The organism is Embleya australiensis, assembly GCF_051903075.1.
Classification (GTDB): Bacteria; Actinomycetota; Actinomycetes; order Streptomycetales; family Streptomycetaceae; genus Embleya.
On the sequence record NZ_CP182423.1, the window covers coordinates 2,463,656 to 2,481,662 of the forward strand.

The following is an 18,007-nucleotide window of genomic DNA, read 5'->3' on the forward strand; positions in this document are numbered from 1 at the left end:
CCGGCGGTCCCCCCGGGGGTACCCCTCTGCAGGAGGTCCACGATGAGCGCCGGCCCGAGAACGACCACGCCGGAGGGCGGATTCGTCCGCCGAATCGGCCTGTTCCAGGCGACCGCGATCAACATGAGCCAGATGTGCGGCATCGGGCCGTTCGTCACGATCCCGCTGATGGTCGGCACCTTCGGCGGTCCGCAGGCCATCCTCGGCTTCCTCGCCGGCGCGCTGCTCGCCCTCGCCGACGGCCTGATCTGGGCCGAACTCGGCGCCGCGATGCCGGGCGCGGGCGGCACCTACATCTATCTGCGCGAGGCATTCCAGTACCGCACGGGTCGGCTGATGCCGTTCCTGTTCGTCTGGACGGCCATCCTGTTCATCCCGCTGATCATGTCCACCGGCGTGTTGGGCATGGTGCAGTACCTGCAATACCTGTGGCCCTCGATGTCGCAGACCGAGGGCGACGTCGTCGGCGTCGGCGTGGTGGTGCTCGTGGTGCTGCTGTTGTGGCGCCGGATCGAATCGATCGGGCTGCTCAGCACCATCATGTGGGTGGTCATGCTGATCAGCGTCGGTGCGGTGATCATCGCGTGCTACACCAACTTCGACGCCGACCTGGCCTTCACCTACCCCGACGGCGCGTTCGACATGGGCACCACCGCCTTCTGGCTGGCGTTCGTCGGCGGCCTGAACATCGGCATCTACGACTACCTCGGGTACAACACCACCGCCTACCTGGGCGCCGAGATCAAGAACCCCGGCCGGGTGCTGCCGCGTTCGATCGTCTACTCGATCGTGGGCATCATGGGGATCTACCTGATCATGCAGATCGGCGTACTGGGGGTGACCGACACCGACACCATTTCCGGTTCCTCGTCGATCGGTTCGCTCGTCCTGGAGAAGGCGTGGGGCAAGGGCGCGGCGCAGACGGTGACCGTGCTGATCCTGATCACCGCCTTCGCGTCGGTGTTCGCCGGCCTGCTCGGCGGCTCCCGGGTGCCCTTCGACGCGGCCCGCGACCGGGTGTTCTTCAAGCAGTTCGCCCGGCTGCACCCGCGTCACCGGTTCCCGACCGTGGGCCTGGTCACCATGGGCGTGGTGACGGCGGCCGGCTTCCTGATCGGCAACCACACCGACTTCAACACGATCATCGTGCTGCTGACCGCGGTGATGGTGATCGTGCAGGCGGTGTCCCAGGTCGCCGCGCTGATCGTGCTGCGCCGCCGGCAACCCGGGCTCCGCCGGCCCTACCGGATGTGGCTCTATCCGGTTCCGGCCGTGGTCTCCTTGGTCGGTTGGATAGCGATCTTCTGCTACGCGGACAAGAATTCGCCCGACCGGCATCCGATCGAGTGGTCGCTGGCGTGGGTGGCGCTGGGGTGTCTGGCGTTCCTGATCTGGGCGAAGGTGGAGCGGACCTGGCCGTTCGGGCCGAGGGAGATCGACGAGGTGTACTTGAACCGGAACGAGGCGGATGTGGACGGCAAGGTCGATGGGGAGCCGGCACCGGCCGGGGCGGCGGCGGCGAGCGAGGTCGGGCCGGGTGGAGCCGGTGCGACTGGCGGCGGCCTCGCGGAGCCCGCATGAGGGCGGTCGGCGGTGATCGCAATCCCGCCGCCGCCGAAGGATTCGGCGCTCCGGATGCCCCCGGCGCTTCCGGAGCGGCCGATGCCTCCGGTGTGGTCGGCGCGAACGGGGTGTATGGCGGCACCGACGCCGCCGGCGCGCTCCGTACCCCGGGCGCACCCGGCACCCTTCCCGCGCCGGAGCGGGTGTTCGCCCGCTCCGGCGCGGAGGTGGGGGAGTCGTTCGTGTGTGGCATCGACTTCGGTGGCACCAAGATCGCGGTGGCGACCGCGCGGCCGGACGGCACGGTGCTGGCCGGCGAACGGCTGGAGACCGACGCCCGCGAGGGCGCCGAGCAGGCGGTGCGGCGTGCGATGCACGCGGCGCGCGGCCTGGTCGCACGGACCGCGGCCGATACCGGCGGGCATTGTTCGGCGGTGGGCGCGGTCAGCCCCGGAATCGTGCTGCCCGACCGGGTGTTGCTCGCGCCCAACGTGCCCGGCTGGCAGGATCTGGCGCTCGCGGCCACCCTGGCCGAGGGTTTCGACCTGGACCCCGAGCGGGTTGCGGTCGGCAACGACGGCAAGGCGGCGGCGCTGGCCGAGTCCCACTGGGGTGCGCTGCGCGGCGCGGATCCGGCGATCCTGCTCACCCTCGGCACCGGGATCGCCGCGGCGATCGTGCTCGGCGGGCGGGTCCTCGCCGGGGCGAACGGCGCGGCGGGCGAGATCGGTTACCTGCTTCGGGATCGCGCGGACGTCGGATTCGGCGCCGGGCGCGCGCCGTTGGAGGAGTACACCGCCGGCAGCGGCCTGGGCAGACGCGGCGGCGAACTGCTCGGCCACGAGGTGGACGCCGCCGCACTGTTCACCGACCCGGATCCGCGTGTACGGGCCCTGGTCGACGAGGCTCTGGACGAACTCGCGGTCCACATCGCGAATCTGGCGATCACGATCGACGCGGAACGCATCGCGATCACCGGCGGCCTGATGCGTTCCGCGCCGCGTGTGCTGGCCGCGCTGCGCGCCCGGATCCGCACCGCCGTGCCCTTCCCGCCGGTGGTCGTCCCGGCCCGCTTCCTCCAGGACGCGTCCCTGCGAGGCGCCCTCTCGCTCGCCACCGAGGTGGCCGGCCTGTCGACGGCCACCGCCGGGGTGACCTCCAAAGCCGGGCGACCGTAAGGGGTCGCCTCGGGTCGATACGTGCTCGACGTGCCCGGAATCGGCCGGAACGACGGGGAATTGCGGTCCGAATCGGTCCGGCACGCGGGCGGGGAGCGTACCGAGTGCGCTCGCAATCCGCCCGGTACACGTTCCGAATGCGCCCGGACCGCATTCGGAACGTGTACCGGGCTCGGCCCCAATTCGACGCCGGCGCCGAATTCGGGCGTGGCACGCGCGATATGCGCGTCGGAATTCGTCCCACCCGGACAACGACCGCTCCGAATTCGCCCCGCCCGGTATGCGATTGCGGCCGATGCCGGGCGACTTCCGCCGGCTCCCGACAACGCCCGCCGCACGTGGCCCTCGCATCCCGATCGAAATGATCGACCGATAAGACCCTTTCGTCTTGACAAGATGTGCGCCCCACCCGCACCATGCACACGCATACGCGCGCCATGGTCACCGCCTGTGTGCGCAACGGTCGGCGTGTGGCGGCCCATTCGGTGTGCGGGGGTAGGTGCGGATGGCCATCACGGTGGGCGACTACCTGATCGACGAAACGATGCACGACCGGGTCGAGGATCCGCGTACGCTGCCCGACTTGTTCGCCGAGGCCGCCGCAGCGTGGGCCGACGCACCCGCCGTGTCCTACGGGGAACACACCCGGACCTGGCGCGAATGGCGGGCCGAGTCGCACGCGTTGGCCGCCGGACTCCAGGACCTCGGCGTGCGCCCCGGCGACCCCGTGGCGGTGCGGCTGGCCAACTCCTGGGAGTTCCTGCTCGCGCATGTCGCGATCGCCGACCTGGGCGCGGTGATGGTGCCGCTGCATCTGGCCCTGGGCCCGCGCGAACTACGGTCGTTGCTGGAACGGGTGACGCCCCGGGTCCTCGTGCTGCCGGCCGCGTGGCGCGGTCGGGACGAACCAGGTGACGCGCGTCGAATATCGGCGGGACTGGCCGTCCCCATCCGCCTGTTGGTGATCGGTGAGGTCACCGAGACGCCCGACGTGCGCTCGTTCGCGGCGCTGCTGCGCGCATACGTCGGCCGCCGGCCACGCCCGGTTCCGGTACGCCCGGAGCAGCCGTTCGTGCTGCTGCCCTCCTCCGGAACCACCTCCACCCGGCCCAAACTCTGCCTGCACAGCCATGCCGGGCTGCTCGCGAACGCCGCGACCGTGGCCTGGGAGGGGCGGGTCCGGGCGGACGACACGATCGTCAGCGCAAGCGCGTTCACCCACCTGTTCGGCCTGTTGTCGGTCCACCTGTCGGTGCTGGTCGGCCATCGTCAGGCGCTGCTCCCCGCCTGGGACGTCGAGACCTTCGCCGATCTGGCCGCCCGGGTCGACGCCACCGTGCTGTTCGCCGTCCCGGCGCAACTGCGCGACGTGGTGGGCCGGACCGGGAGCCACCCGCCGATCCGGCTGCGCGAGGTCCGCACCGGCGGCGCCGCCGTGCCGGGCCGGCTGGTCGCGGAACTGCGCCGCGTCGCCGGGGCCCGCACGATCGTCCAGTGGGGCATGTCCGAACTCGGCGCCGGCACGTACACCCTCCCGGACGATCCACCCGAGGCCGCCGCCCGCAGCATCGGTCGCCCGATACGGGACGCCCGGGTTCGGGTGCTGGACGAGAGCGGTGCGCCGTGCGCGCCCGGCGAGGTGGGCGAACTCCAGTACCGGGGGCCGCATGTGTTCCGGGGCTACCTCGGCGACCCGGAACTCACCCGCGCGGCGATGACCGCCGACGGCTGGTTGCGCACCGGGGACCGGGCGGCGCTCGCCGAGGACGGCACCGTCGTCTTCCACGGCCGGCACGCCGAGTCGATCAACGTCGGCGGGCTGAAGTTCGGCGCCGCCGAGGTCGAGGCGGTGCTCGACGAGCTGCCGCAGTTCGCCACCGTCGCGATCGGCGCGCGCCCGGACGCCCGGCTGGGCGAATATCCGTGCGCCGTCGCCGCGTTGCGCCCGGGTGCCACGATCGACCTGGACGGGATCCGGGCGCACCTGGCCCGCCGGGAAGTCGCCGAGTACAAGTGGCCGTTGGCGCTGATCGTGGTCGACGAGGTGCCGGTCACCCCGACCGGCAAGATCGCGCGCGGCCGGCTGGCGGAGCTGCTGGCGAGCCGGACCGGCGCGGGGGGCGGCGGCCGGGGTGGGGATGCGGGGGGTCCGACGGGGGTGGGCGGGACGGGGGCGACCGACCTGGACCGGGCGATCTCGGCGGTGGCCGACTCGGACCGCCCAGGTGGCTCGGGGGAATCGGGCGACCTGGTCGATCCGACCGACCCTGCCGACTCAGCCGGCCTGACCGACCCGACTGACTCAGCCAGCCCGGCCGACGACCCGACCGACTCAGCCGACCCGACCGACTCAGCCGACCCGGCCGACCCGACCGACCCCGCGACCCCGGCGCCGCGTTTAGCCGCCGCCCTCGCCCTGGTCCTCGACCTCACCACGGGCGCGGTCGGTGCCGACCCGGCCGAACCCGTCGCGCCCGACGCCACGTTCGGCTCGCTCGGCCTTCAGTCGGCGGCCGCGGTGCGGCTGGCCCTGCGCCTGTCGGACGCCGCCGGGATTACGCTCCCCAGCACCGTGGTCTACGACCACCCGACCCCGCGCGCGCTGGCCCGACACTTGGCCGCCCTCGGAGACGAGGCGCAACCCGAGGACACCGTCGTGCCGCGGCCGGCCGCCGGAGACGACGACGAGCCCCTGGTGATCGTCGGGATGGGCTGCCGCTTCCCCGGTGGGATCGTTTCCCCGGCCGACCTGTGGCGCGTGCTCGACGAGGGCCGCGACACGATCACCGAATTCCCCACCGATCGCGGCTGGGACGCGGCGCGGCTGTACCACCCCGACCCCGACCACCCGGGCACCTCGTACGTGCGACACGGCGGATTCCTCGCCGACGCCGCCGACTTCGACGCCCGCTTCTTCGGCATCGGCCCCGCCGAGGCCCTGGCCATGGATCCGCAGCAGCGGCTGCTCCTGGAAACCACGTGGGAGGCTTTGGAGCGGGCCGGCATCGACCCCACGACCCTGCGCGGTACACCCACCGGCGTCTACGTCGGCATGATGGCCGCGGACTACGCGCCCCGCGTCGGCGAGGCCCCGGAGCGCTTCGACGGTCGGCTGCTCACCGGCAACGCCGCGAGTGTGGCGTCCGGCCGGATCGCCTACCAGCTGGGCCTGACCGGTCCCGCGCTCACCGTGGATACCGCCTGCTCGTCGTCGCTGGTCGCCCTGCACCTGGCCGGCCAGGCGCTGCGCCGCCGCGAGTGCACGCTGGCCGTGGTGGGCGGGGTGACCGTGATGGCCGGCCCCGGCTCGTTCGTCGAGTTCAGCCGGCAGCGCGCGCTGGCCGCCGACGGCCGCTGCAAGGCGTTCGCGGCGGCGGCGGACGGCGCCGGCTGGGCGGAGGGCGCGGGCGTACTGATCCTGGAACGGCGCTCGGACGCCCGGCGCCTGGGCCATGCCATCCTGGCCGAGTTGCGCGGCTCCGCCGTCAACCAGGACGGCGCGAGCAACGGGCTGACCGCACCCCACGGCGGCGCCCAGGAGCAGGTGATCCGCCAGGCCCTGGCCGACGCCGGGCTGACCGCAGACCAGGTGGACGCGGTCGAGGCGCACGGCACCGGAACCCCCTTGGGCGACCCGATCGAGGCCCGCGCGATCCTGGCCGGCTACGGCAGCCGGCGCCGCGCGTCCGCTCCGCTCTGGCTGGGCTCGATCAAGTCGAACCTGGGCCACACCCAGGCCGCCGCCGGGATCGCCGGGGTGATCAAGACGGTACTGGCACTGCGCCACGGCGTGCTGCCTCGCACGCTCCACGTGGACGCGCCGACCCCCCACGTCGACTGGTCGAGCGAGACGGTTCGGTTGCTGACCGCCGCGACCCCGTGGTCGAGGTCCGCCTCCCGCCCCCGCGTCGCGGGTGTATCGGCGTTCGGGATCAGCGGCACCAACGCCCATGTGCTGGTGGCGGAGGCGGACGCGGCCGACGACGCGCCGGACGCACGCCCCGCCGCGCCGAGCCGGCCCGTGCCCTGGGTCCTGTCCGCGAAGACCCCGGCCGCGCTGCGGGTGCTCGCCGAACGGCTGGCCGATCACCCCACCGTCCGGGGCGACTTCGCGCCGGCCGACGTCGGCCACACCCTTGCCCGCACCCGGACCGGCTTCGAGCACCGCGCCGTCGTGGTCGCCGACGAACCGGCCGCCTATCGGGCCGCGTTGCGCGCGCTCGCCACGGGCGAGGACACGCCGGACCTGGTCGGCGGGAGTTCGGGGCCCGTCGGCGAGGCGGTGTTCGTGTTCCCCGGCCAGGGGTCGCAGTGGGCCGGCATGGTCGACGGACTGCTCGCCGAGTCGCCGGAGTTCGCCCGCTCCATGGCCGCCTGCGATGCGGCCCTGGCCGAACACCTGCACTGGTCCCCGCTCGACGTCCTGCGCGGTGCCGCCAACGGTCCGCCGGCGGACGGGGTCGAGGTGATCCAGGCGGTGTTGTTCGCCACGCAGGTCTCGCTGGCCGAACTCTGGCGCGCGTACGGCGTCCGACCCGCCGCCGTGGTCGGGCACAGCCAGGGTGAGGTGGCCGCCGCTTACATATGCGGAGCGTTGTCGCTCGCCGACGCCGCCCGGGTGGTCGCCGTACGGGCCCGGGTGGTGCGCGAACTCGCGGGTGGCGCGATGGCCTCCGTCGCGCTGTCCGCCGATGAACTCCGAGCCCGCGCGGCGCTGCGGGAGGGCCGGGTGAGCATCGCCGCCGTCAACGCGCCGCGTTCGGTGGTGCTCGCCGGGGACGCCCCCGAGGTGGACGCGCTGCTGGCCGAACTGCGGGCCGAGGACGTCCGGGTCGCCCGACTCCCCGTCGACTACGCCTCGCACTCGGCACACGTGGCCGAAGCCGAACACCGCCTGCGCGCCGAACTCGCCGGGATCACCCCGCGCGCCGGGCACACTCCGCTGTACTCCACGGTCGACCCCGGCCGGTTGGACACGCGGAGGATGAACGCCGAGTACTGGTACCGCAATCTGCGCCTGCCGGTCGCGTTCGACACCACCGTCGGCAAGCTGCTCGCCGACGGCCACCGCTGCTTCGTCGAACCCAGTCCGCATCCGCTGCTCACCCACGCCGTGCACGAGAGTGCGGAGGCGGCCGGGCGGGACGCGGTGGCCGTGGGCAGCCTGCGCCGAGGCGACGGCGGCATGCGCCGGTTTTTGCTGTCGATGGCCGACGCGTACGTCCAGGGTGTGTCCGTCGATTGGCGGTCGGTCTGTCCCGGACAGGCCCGGGACCTGGTCGAGTTGCCCACGTACCCGTTCCGGCGGGAGCGGTACTGGCCGGCCGACACGTCGACGCCCGCCGACCCGTTGCCGCCCACGCCCGACCGACCCGCCGACGCCGACACCGCCGGGACCGCCGGAACCGCCGACCGTATTCGCGCCCTTCCGGAAGCCGAGGGCCGGATCGCCGTGTCGGATCTGGTCCGGCGGATCGCCGCCGACGTGATCGGATACCCCGACGCCGACGAGATCCCGGCCGATCGTGCCTTCCAGGAACACGGGTTCGACTCGCTCGCCGCAGCCCGCCTGCGCCGCCGGCTGACCGACCTGCTCGGTGTCCGGCTGCCCACCGGAGCCGTGTTCGACCTCCCCACCCCGGCCCGACTCGCCGGCTACGTCTGGACCCGGGTCGTGGACGCCGCTCCGCCCGCCGCGGCGTCCGCCGAACTTCCGGACGGACTGGCCGGGTTGGTGCGGCGAGCCTGCGCGGACGGACAGGCCGCCGTCGCCTTGGACATCCTCGCGAGCGCGTCGCGACTGCGACCCGCCTTCGACGCGGCCGGCGCGCCCGCGCACGCCTCGATCGGCCGCACCCGGGCCCGGGGCGAGGCGCACCCGGAACTGATCTGGCTGCCCTCGGTGTTGCCGATGAGCGGGCCGCACGAGTACGCCCGCCTCGTGGCCCACTGGGCCGGCGTGCGTACCGTCCACATCCTGTCCCAACCGGGCTTCCTGGCCGGCGAACCGCTGCCGCGCGACCTGGACGCCGTCGTCGCGGCACACGTCGCGGGTCTGGAACGCCGGGACGACTCGTCCCCGTTCGTGGTGTGCGGCCACTCCTCCGGCGGGCTGATCGCCCACGCGGTGGCGGGTCGTCTGGAGGCGCTCGGCCGGCCGGCCGAGGGGGTGGTCCTGCTCGACACCTCCCGGCCGGATCCCGAACTCCTCGCCACGGCGCTGCCGACGATCCTCACCGCGCCCTGGGGCGGGTCCGGGATGGACGCCGACTCCGGGACCGACGCCCGCCCCGAGGCCGCCGACCCGATCGACGCCGGCCCGACCCGGCTCACCGCGACCGGCGCCTACCTCCGCATCCTGACCGCCCGGCAACCGGAGCCGATCGGCACGCCCACGCTGCTGCTCCGGGCCGAACGACCGCTCGCCGGGGCCGCCGACTGGGCGCTCCCGCACACCCGCGTGGACGTGCCCGGCGACCACTTCTCGGTGCTCGACGCGCACGCCGGACCGGTGGTCGCGGCGGTCGAATCCTGGCTGCTCCGGCTCCCGCTCGACGCGGCAGATCGGTGACCACCCCCGTCCGCACCCCGCCCGCCCGTCGTACCACCGCACCGCCGGCCCCCGGCGTCGTGCGGCCACCCCTTGTGTCAGGAGCCACCCGGATGACCGAGCACGCCCGGCGAACCGCCCTGGGGAACGCCCCCGTTGCGCCCACCGAGCACGCCTTCCCCGACCCCGCCAAGCTGTTCGCCGACGTGCTCTTCGATCCGCCGGCCGGTCCCGACGCGGCGATCGCCGGGCCGGTCCGGGACGCGCTGACCTACCGCCGGGTGGGGTGGCTGCACGAGCGCATATCCGGCGATGATCCGCTCCTGCACCATCCGGCGTACCTGCGCGAACTGCTCGAACTCGCCGCGATGGTCGACCCGAGCGTGTTCCACGTGATGTTCCTGCACCACTGCATGACCCTCGGCCCCGCGCTGGACTTCGGGGCGAGCCCCGAGGACATCGCCGAACTGGCCCTCGGCCCCACGATCGGCGCCGCGCTGATGACCGAGGCGGGCCGGGGTAACAGCTCCGCCGGCATCCGCACCGAGGCGGTCTGGGACCCGGTGGGTGAGACGTTCGACCTGTACACCCCGGACGCCGGGGCGAGCAAGTACCCGCCCAACGTGGGCCTTTGCGGGGTGCCCCGAGTGGCGGTCGTCGGCGCGCGGATCGTGGTGGACGGCATCGGCCGGGGCACCGGGCTGTTCCTGGTGCCGCTGCGGGACGAGGCCGGCCCGTGCCCGGGGGTGGTGATCACGCCACGACCGCCGACCGGTCTGCTGCCGCTGGACTACGCGGCCGTACGCTTCGATCACGTCCGGGTGCCCGCCGACCGCTGGTTGCGCGACGGGGCCACGATCACCGCGCCGAACGGCCATCACGACCCGCTCGATCCGGCGGCCCGCAGCCGGCGCAGTCAGGGCCAGAGCAGGTTCGCGTGGGGAGCGATCGCCACCGGGATGGCCGCCGTCACGCGCGCCGCGACCGCGATCGCCCTCGCCCACGCCCACCGGCGCCGCACGGTCGGCCCCTTCGATCCGGAAACCCCGGCGCTGGCCCACCGCAATCAGCAGCGCGCACTGTTCGGCGCCCACGCGGCGGCCTTGACCGCGACGGTGCTGGCCCGCCGGGCGACCGACCTGTGCTGGCGGTTGCCGGTGCACCGGGGGGCCGATCGGGGTCTGCCCCCGGCCACGATGCGCACCGCCTCGCTGCTCAAGGTGACCACCGATCGACTCGCCGAACAGGCCGTGTCGCGCTGTCGGCGGGCGTGCGGCGCGTTCGGCTTCTTCGCGGAGAACCGGCTGATCGACTACCAGGGCCTGGCGATGGCCTTCAACGCGGCGGGCGGCGACAACCAGTTGATCCTCCTCGACGCGGGCTGGTCGATGGCGACCGGCATCGACTACGAGCCCCCGGCAGCCCCCGACGACGCCGACGCTCCCGACGCCCCGGGCCGCGCCACCGCGCCCCTCGAACGCGCCGGCTGGGCCGGCCTGTTCCGCGCTCGCGAGCGACTGCTGCACGAAGGACTCGTCGAGCGGCTGCGGATCGGTGCGGAGCGGGGGACCGACCCGTTCGTCCTCCGCAACGACTGCGCCGATGCCGCCGAGCGCCTGGGCGAGGCGCACGCGGCGCGGATCACCGTCGAGGCGCTGATCCACGACGCCCGCCCGACGTTCGGGCACCGCGTGCCCGAGCCGGTGCTCGACGACCTGTGCCTGGTCCGGGTCCTGGAGGAAGTCACGGCACACGACGGCTGGTTCCTGGCCGCCGGTCTGCTCACCGCCGACGAGGTCCGCGCCCTGTCGGCCCGGATCGACGCCGCGTGCGCCCGACTGGCGCCGCACGCCCGGGCATTGGTCGACCTGCTGGACGTACCGCCGGGCCTGGTCCGGGGCGCCCTGGCCGGGGACGACCCGATCGGCGACCTGACGACGTGACGCCCCGCCGCCCCCGGATCCGCCTCCCCGGGCGCCACCCTCCTGACTCCCCATACCTCCACAGGGCGCCCCGCCCCGACCCGCGCACCCCCGCCGGGCCGTTCGGGACGCGCGCGCACCACCCCTCGGACCACGGACAAACGGAGCTTCGATGAACCCTGCACCTTCGACGGCCGTCCCGACCGGGATCGCCCCCGAGTACCTGTCCGATCCGGACGCCGACCGTATCCGCGCGTTGATCGACCACGTGTGCGGACACGGCGCGGCGGACATTCTCCGGGCCGCGCTGCCGCCGGGAGTTCCCGACGCGGTCGTGGACATGGTGTCCCGGCACTGCCGCTTCGACCACGCCGCGCTGCTCGTGTTCCCGGAGCGGCTCGGCGACCTGCTCGACCGACTGCCGCACTGGGGATTACGCACCATCGAGGTCGTGCCCAGCACCGTCGTTCGCAACCGCATCGCCGAACGCCTGGGCCTGCGCGCGGAATCGGTCGACGTACACATCGTGCGCTGCTCGCTGCCCGGCGACGGGGTCGCCGCCTGCGAGGGCCGCAACCTCGAACTGTTCGCCGTGGCACCGGTCCCGGGAGCCGACTTCGCCCGACTACGGGCCGAGGAGCGCGCCCGCAACGGCGAGACGCACTTCGCCTTCCGCGTGGTCGAGCCGACTCCGGTCACCCTCCTGGATCTGCACGACCTGCTGGTGTCCCGGGACGAGGTACTGCGGGACGGCGGCGGCTTCAATCCGCACGAGGACACCTTCGTGCTGTACTTCCGCAGCACCGGTGAACCGGCCTCGGACCGCTGGCCGCGCCGCCTGGAGATCCTGGCCACCGGTTCGTATCCCGAGGTTCTGCGGCGCCACGCGGCTCCGGACCCGGCGTCCGGTCGGGCCGGTTCGCCGGCGCACGAGGATCCGCCGCGCGAGGACCCGACCCGGGAGATGTTGCACCTGGTCACCGGCGCGTGGGTGACCCAGGCGATCGGTGTCGCGGCACGGCTGGGCCTGGCCGACCACCTCGGCGACGGGTCCCGGTCGGTGGCCGAGCTGGCCGAGGCGGCGGGTGCCGAACCGGACCGCCTGGGGCGGCTGATGCGCCTGCTGGCCGGGCACGGGGTGTTGCGGGTCGAGGCGGACGGACACTACCGGCTCACCGAGCGCGGTGCGCTGCTGCGCACCGATCGGGACGGATCGTTGGCCGCGCTGGCGGACCTGTACAGCGGTCTGTTCTTCACGTCGTATCTCGGCCTGGAACACACGGTGCGCACCGGCGAGGACGCGTTCACCCGGGTGCACGGCCGGGAGTCGTTCGAATATTTCGCCGAACACCCGGACGACGCCCGGCTGTTCCGGGAGGCGATGGCGTTCGGCACGATCGTCTTCGACGCGGTGCCGGCCGCCCTGGACCTGCCGCCGGCCGCGACGGTGGTCGATGTCGGGGGCGGCGACGGGGAGTTGCTCCTACGCGTGTTGCGCGAGCATGCGACCGCGCGCGGGGTGCTCTTCGAGCGGGGGCATGTGGTCGACGCCGCCCGGGAGTTGCTCACCGCATCGGCCGCCGAGGACCGGTGCGATCTGGTGGTCGGCGACTTCTTCACCGATCCGCTGCCCGGTGGCGGAGACGTGTACCTGCTGGCCCGGATCCTGCACGACTGGGCGGATGCCGAGTGCCTGGTCGTGTTGCGGGCGCTGGCCCGGGCGATGCCGGTCGACGCACGCCTGGCGATCGTCGAACGGCCGATCGTCGAGGCGGGCGGGTCGGTGTTGCCGCTGCGCTTCGACATCCAGATGATGACCAACGCCCGGGGCCGCGAGCGCACGGTGGCGGAGTATCGCGCGTTGCTGGCCGAGGGCGGCTTCGAACTGCTCGACCTGCGACCGCTGCCGCTGGACATGGCGGTACTCACCGCCCGACCGCGTCTTACGCAGGAGTAGCTACCCGGCGCACGTGCAGGCAGCGGATGTGCGACGGCGCCGTGCCCCCGACCACGGTCGGGGGCACGGCGCCGAGCCACTGCTGTCACAGCTACCGCCACTGCTGTGCGATGCTCACCCGGGCGCCGCCGCGGCCGGGTCGCGCGATCAGTTCGGGCGGGTCGCGCCGGCGATCGGCATGGTGTTGATCGAGGCGATCTCCACCGGCTTGCGCGAGTTGGCGGCGTGCACCATCTTGCCGTCGCCGATGTAGATGCCGACGTGGCTGATGCCCGAGTAGAAGAACACCAGGTCGCCGGGCTGCAGGTTGGCGATCGACACGTGCGGGTCGGCGGCGAACTGGTCGTTGGTCACGCGCGGCAGCGAGATGCCCGCCGCCTTGTACGCGGCCTGGACCAGACCCGAGCAGTCGTACGCGTTCGGGCCGGTGGCGCCGTACACGTACGGCTTGCCGACCTGCGCCTTGGCGAAGGCGACGGCCTGGAGGGCCTTGCTCGACGCGTTCGAGGAACCGCCGGTGGGCGCCTGGTTGCCCTTCGAGCCGCCGGTGGCGGGCTTGGCGGCGGGCTTGGCCGCGACGTCGACCGACGGCTTGCTCGTCGGCTTCGGCGCGGTCTTGCCGGTGACCGTGGTCTTCGGCTGGACCTGGATGCTTGGCTTGGCCGGGGCCTCCGCCTTGGGCTGCGCGGGCGCCGAGCCGGTCAGCCGCAGGGTCTGGCCGATCTCGATCAGGTCCGGGCCGGACAGGAGCACGTCGCGGTTGAGCTGGTACAGGCTCTGCCAGCCGCCGGAGACCTTGTTGGTCAGCGCGAGCTGGGACAGCGTGTCACCGGCCTGGACCAGGTAGCGGGCCTTGTCCGCGGCGGTGGTGGCCGCGGGCGCGGCGACCTCGGCCTGGACCGGGGCACTCTCGACCGCGGCGGTCGGCGTGGCCGACAGCACGGCGGAGGCGCCGGTGGGGGCCTGGTCGGTGGTGGGGACCTGTGCGTGGGCCGCACCGGCGCCGGCGACCGGGATGACGGCTCCCATGCCGGCGATGCCCACCGCCGCGACGAAGCGGCGGACGTTGGCGGGGCGGGCGGCTCGGTGGCGAGCGTTTGCGGACAGCATGAAATGGGGTCCTCTCCTGTCGCCTACGAGGTGAGCTGTCGGATTCGGACTGGAGCAGCCCGGTCGCTTCACGCGACTTCACCCCTAGCCGTCACCGGAACGATCCCGGCCACGGCGATTCACCTGGTTCCCCCGCTCCCGTCGGATTCTTCGCTGTAGACATCCCGCTGCCGGCGACGGGATTCGGCGTACCGGCGGCAGGGTTCACCCGAAAGGTGAATCGGCGAGAAAGGTAGGCAATGCGATGGGGAGATCACAACCGAATCCCAGACATTGTGCGGAGCGTAAAGGCGGAATAAAGGCGACATCTCGGCCGGCTTCGGTCGGAAGCACCCGCGATGACGAGGGCGTATCTCGGAGAGTGGCGTGACGGAGCGGTAACGGAAAATAGTCGAGATCCGTCGCCGGCCACCGAAAATGAATTGCAACCCGAAGTCGGCTATATAATTTATGTCCGTTTTATCCATGCGGGCTACATCACATTCCGGGCATCGGGCCGGCCGCCCCCCCGTGCCTACGCCCCGGCAGAGGGGCTTTCCACCGGACGGACGCGCCGGGGACCGTCACTGGTGCGGTCTCCTGCTCCTGGGTCCGGGTTTCACTCCGGCGCAACCCAGGCCGGATCGACGCGGGGGTAGGGGGCGGAATCAAGCCACATGAACAAAGTGTTCAACACGAATCATGCGACATGATCCATTGACATCGATCCGTGCGTCTCGGCATGCTGTGACCATGTCGTCGACTCCGGACACGCCCGCGACCCCCGAATCCCACGACCCCTTCACCGCGCCCGACCCCGAGCAGGCGCGGGCCCGGCGCGTACACGCCTCCCTGTTCCGGATCGCCGAGCGGCACGCGGCCACCGACGAGCAGCGCGCGCGGCAGGTGCACCCGTACATGCTCGGCCCGCACGAGGCGATCCGGCTGGTGTCGTTCCTGCTCGGCGGTATCGCGCAGCCCGCCGACGGCGAGCCGGCGGTCGACCACGCCGACATCACCGCCGCGCTGAGCCTGATCCCGATGGCCAGGGGCGAGATGGACGACCTGGAGGCGGGGCTGCTCCGAATGGCCCGGGGGCGCGAGATGACCTGGCAGGAGATCGCCTTCGGCCTGGGCCTGGGCACCCCGCAGGCGGCCCGCCAGCGCTACGAGCGCCTGCTCGGCCGCACCACCCCCGAGCCGGAGGACGACCCGGCCGCTCGGGCCTGAACGCGCGCGGGTCGGCTCGCAACACCCACCGGGTCAGCCCGCGAAGACCTCGACCAGGGACCAGATCGCCAGGCCGAGCATGCACACCCCGCCGATCCGCTGCACGGTCTGCAACGGCATGCGCTTGGCGATGAACCGCCCGGCGAGCAGCGCCAGCGCGGACACCGACATCAGCGCCGCGACCGAGCCGATCGCGGTGGACCAGGTGCCGTTGGTGGCGGCCAGGTTGGCGGTGGTGATCTGGGTCAGGTCGCCCCACTCGCTGATGAACACGGCCATGAAGGCGGTCGAGAACACCGCCCGGAATCCGGTGATCCGCGCCCCGCCGCCGTCCGCGTCCTCGTCGTCGGCACCACCGCGCAGCAGCATGAACGCGCCGAAGCCGAACAGCGCGGCGGAGACGAGCTTGACGATCCAACCGGGCAGCAGGCCGAGCAGGCCGCCCGCGCCCACGGCGAGCGCGACGTGCACGGCGAACGCGGTCGAGGTACCGAACCAGACGTAGAGCGGGCGCATGCGCGTGCCCATGGCGAGCGACGCGAACATGGTCTTGTCCGGGAGCTCGGCGAGGAAGATCAGCCCGAAGGCGGTCAGGATCGCCAGGAGGTCGAGGTGCATTCCGGGTGGCTTTCTGCGAGAGCCGGGCCCCGGGTCTTCACGAAGCGCCGCTCGGCGGATTGGAGGACCACTCGGCCCGGCACGACGGGGTGCGTCCGCGAGATTCGCGGACGCGTCGTTGCCTGGCCGAAGGTCTCGCCCACCCGTGATGATCGGGCCCGGCCACCGGGAGCCCGAGGGCTCCAGCATGTCGACGACCGGTTCGCGGGGCTACTCCCCTTCGCTGGCTGCGACCCTACCGCATGCGTACGACCCGCCCGAGCATCGCCGCGCGGGCCCGGGTCCGGCTCACGATGCCAGGCAGCGGGCCAGCGACCAGCGCAGTTGCTCCTCGTCCAGCGGCGTGCCCAGGGTCAACACCTGCAACATCGTGCCGTCCAGGAGCGTGACCGCCGCCGCCGCGGCGGGTGATCCGAACCGATCGGCCAGGGAGCCGCCGATCCCCTCGACCCACGCCCGCGCGAAACCGCGCAGCTCGGGACTGCGCGCCGCGGCCAGATACAACTCGTACTCGACCAGCGCCCGAGGGCGGTCCGCGAGGTATTCGGCGGTGAGCGTGGTGAGCACGCCGGGCACGTCGTCGCTGCCCCGGATCCGCGCCGCCCAGTCGTCCACCATCCGCACCGTCTCCGCCGACGCGTACTCCAGCGCCGCGGCGACCAGGTCGTCGAGCGACGCGAAGTAGTACGTGGTCGCCCCCAGCGGGACCTCGGCCCGCGCCGCGACCAGGCGGTGCGTGGTGTTGCCGACGCCCACCTCGGCGATGGCCTGGACGGCGCCGCGCACGATCCGCAACCGGCGGCCCTCCGGATCCCGGGTCGCGGTCAATGCGCACCACCCAGGTTCAGCACCACCACGCCCGCGATCACCAGGGCCATCCCGAACGCCTTGAGCAGCGTCATCGGCTCGTTCAGGAACACCGCGCCGACCAGGGCGATCGCCACCGTCCCGAGCCCCGACCAGATCGCGTACGCCGTGCCCACCTGCAACTGGCGCAGCGAGAGCGTCAGGAGATAGAAGGCGCCGGCATAGCCGCCCAGGCAGGCCAGCGTCGGCCACAGCCGGGTGAAGCCGTCGGTGCTCTTGAGCAGACTGGTCGCGATCACCTCACACGAGATCGCCAACCCCAGGAACAACCAGGCCATGTGCCCTCCCCACCGAGTTGTACAGATGTACAAGTACAAATGTACTGGAGCGGGGTGTGCGGTCGCCGGCCCCCGGCGGGCCTGGTCGTGGTGGTGGGTAGGCTGCGCCGATGCCCACCGAACGGCCCGAACGGCTCGATCCGCGCCGGTGTGCGACGGCTGCCCGGTTGGGCGCGTGTGCCGTGGCGCTCCCGCCGTCCGTCGGCCGGACCCGGTTGATCGCGGTGGACGGGATCGGCGGCTCGGGCAAGACCACGTTCGCCGACACGCTCACCGCGCACCTGCCCGGCGCGCCCGTGGTGCGGTTGGACGACTTCGCCCGGCCCGGCGACTTCTTCGGCTGGCTGCCGCGGTTGCGCGAGCAGTTGCTGGCGCCGCTGGCCCGGCACGAGCCGGCGCGGTGCGACATCTACGACTGGCCCGCCTATCGGATCGGCGGCTACCGCGAGATACCGGCCGCCCCGGTGGTGATCCTGGAGGGCGTCGGCGCGGCCCGCCGGGAACTCGCTACGGTCACCGCGCTGCGCGTCCTGGTCGACACTCCGGCCGAGGTCGCCGCCGCCCGCACGCTGGAGCGCGACGGGCCCGGACTCGCCTGGTTCTGGCGGTTGTGGCGCACCGCCGAGGCCGCGCACCTGGCCGCCGACCGTCCGTGGGAGCGCCCCCATCTGCGCGTCGACGGCACGAGTGGCCGGCTCGTGCCGCCCGGATCGCCCGCCTCACCAGCCGAGGCCGTCGCCGGATCCGGGTGAGCC

11 protein-coding genes and 1 riboswitch are annotated in these 18,007 nt (G+C 73.0%); of the genes, 7 read left to right on the forward strand and 4 right to left on the reverse strand.

Translation table 11 applies throughout. The features are described 5' to 3' along the window. The first annotated feature begins 42 nt into the window (after positions 1-42). The 5 genes from ACMXN5_RS41055 to ACMXN5_RS41075 all read left to right on the forward strand — a co-directional run bounded on the left by ACMXN5_RS41055 (position 43) and on the right by ACMXN5_RS41075 (position 13,170). Positions 43-1,581, forward strand: coding sequence for an APC family permease (locus ACMXN5_RS41055; RefSeq protein ID WP_439679980.1), 1,539 nt, complete (start codon positions 43-45; stop codon positions 1,579-1,581). Then, positions 1,578-2,741 (forward strand): ROK family protein, encoded by a 1,164-nt coding sequence (locus ACMXN5_RS41060; protein WP_439679981.1) that lies wholly within the window; start codon positions 1,578-1,580, stop codon positions 2,739-2,741. Before ACMXN5_RS41055 ends, ACMXN5_RS41060 begins: the two co-directional genes overlap by 4 nt. Positions 2,742-3,246: 505 nt before the next feature. Next, positions 3,247-9,312, forward strand: coding sequence for a beta-ketoacyl synthase N-terminal-like domain-containing protein (locus tag ACMXN5_RS41065; protein WP_439679982.1), 6,066 nt, complete (start codon positions 3,247-3,249; stop codon positions 9,310-9,312). Positions 9,313-9,404: 92 nt separating this feature from the next. Next, positions 9,405-11,234, forward strand: a complete 1,830-nt coding sequence (locus ACMXN5_RS41070) for an acyl-CoA dehydrogenase family protein (protein ID WP_439679983.1) — start codon at positions 9,405-9,407, stop codon at positions 11,232-11,234. Between the two features lie 151 nt (positions 11,235-11,385). Then, positions 11,386-13,170, forward strand: coding sequence for a methyltransferase (locus ACMXN5_RS41075; protein WP_439679984.1), 1,785 nt, complete (start codon positions 11,386-11,388; stop codon positions 13,168-13,170). A gap of 147 nt (positions 13,171-13,317) precedes the next feature. Here the strand turns inward: ACMXN5_RS41075 and ACMXN5_RS41080 are convergent, their stop codons facing one another. Further along, positions 13,318-14,280: an NlpC/P60 family protein gene (locus ACMXN5_RS41080; RefSeq protein ID WP_439679985.1), complete on the reverse strand. Its 963-nt coding sequence runs from the start codon at positions 14,278-14,280 to the stop codon at positions 13,318-13,320. A gap of 6 nt (positions 14,281-14,286) precedes the next feature. Further along, positions 14,287-14,443, reverse strand: a riboswitch (cyclic di-AMP (ydaO/yuaA leader). A gap of 569 nt (positions 14,444-15,012) precedes the next feature. Here ACMXN5_RS41080 and ACMXN5_RS41085 point away from each other — a divergent pair. Then, a complete protein-coding gene (locus ACMXN5_RS41085; protein ID WP_439679986.1) occupies positions 15,013-15,489 on the forward strand; it encodes a DNA-binding protein in 477 nt (158 codons plus the stop codon). Positions 15,490-15,522: 33 nt separating this feature from the next. Here ACMXN5_RS41085 and ACMXN5_RS41090 read toward each other — a convergent pair whose 3' ends face one another. The 3 genes from ACMXN5_RS41090 to ACMXN5_RS41100 form a co-directional block, all read right to left on the reverse strand. Beyond that, entirely contained in the window at positions 15,523-16,107 is a 585-nt protein-coding gene (locus ACMXN5_RS41090; RefSeq protein WP_126642227.1) for a TMEM165/GDT1 family protein, read from the reverse strand. Between the two features lie 288 nt (positions 16,108-16,395). Beyond that, a complete protein-coding gene (locus ACMXN5_RS41095; RefSeq protein WP_439679987.1) occupies positions 16,396-16,935 on the reverse strand; it encodes a TetR/AcrR family transcriptional regulator in 540 nt (179 codons plus the stop codon). After that, a complete protein-coding gene (locus ACMXN5_RS41100) occupies positions 16,932-17,252 on the reverse strand; it encodes a DMT family transporter (protein WP_380014501.1) in 321 nt (106 codons plus the stop codon). The genes ACMXN5_RS41095 and ACMXN5_RS41100 overlap by 4 nt, the downstream gene beginning before the upstream one ends. Positions 17,253-17,362: 110 nt before the next feature. Here ACMXN5_RS41100 and ACMXN5_RS41105 point away from each other — a divergent pair, with 110 nt between their 5' ends. Next, a complete protein-coding gene (locus tag ACMXN5_RS41105; protein ID WP_439679988.1) occupies positions 17,363-18,004 on the forward strand; it encodes a uridine kinase family protein in 642 nt (213 codons plus the stop codon). The last annotated feature ends 3 nt before the right edge of the window (positions 18,005-18,007 follow it).

Coding starts and splice junctions, on each gene's coding strand:
- ACMXN5_RS41065 (WP_439679982.1), top strand. CDS start 3,247: ATGGCCATCACGGTGGGCGACTACCTGATCGACGAAACGATGCACGAC.
- ACMXN5_RS41080 (WP_439679985.1), bottom strand. CDS start 14,280: ATGCTGTCCGCAAACGCTCGCCACCGAGCCGCCCGCCCCGCCAACGTC.
- ACMXN5_RS41090 (WP_126642227.1), bottom strand. CDS start 16,107: ATGCACCTCGACCTCCTGGCGATCCTGACCGCCTTCGGGCTGATCTTC.
- ACMXN5_RS41070 (WP_439679983.1), top strand. CDS start 9,405: ATGACCGAGCACGCCCGGCGAACCGCCCTGGGGAACGCCCCCGTTGCG.
- ACMXN5_RS41055 (WP_439679980.1), top strand. CDS start 43: ATGAGCGCCGGCCCGAGAACGACCACGCCGGAGGGCGGATTCGTCCGC.
- ACMXN5_RS41105 (WP_439679988.1), top strand. CDS start 17,363: ATGCCCACCGAACGGCCCGAACGGCTCGATCCGCGCCGGTGTGCGACG.
- ACMXN5_RS41075 (WP_439679984.1), top strand. CDS start 11,386: ATGAACCCTGCACCTTCGACGGCCGTCCCGACCGGGATCGCCCCCGAG.
- ACMXN5_RS41060 (WP_439679981.1), top strand. CDS start 1,578: ATGAGGGCGGTCGGCGGTGATCGCAATCCCGCCGCCGCCGAAGGATTC.
- ACMXN5_RS41085 (WP_439679986.1), top strand. CDS start 15,013: ATGTCGTCGACTCCGGACACGCCCGCGACCCCCGAATCCCACGACCCC.
- ACMXN5_RS41100 (WP_380014501.1), bottom strand. CDS start 17,252: ATGGCCTGGTTGTTCCTGGGGTTGGCGATCTCGTGTGAGGTGATCGCG.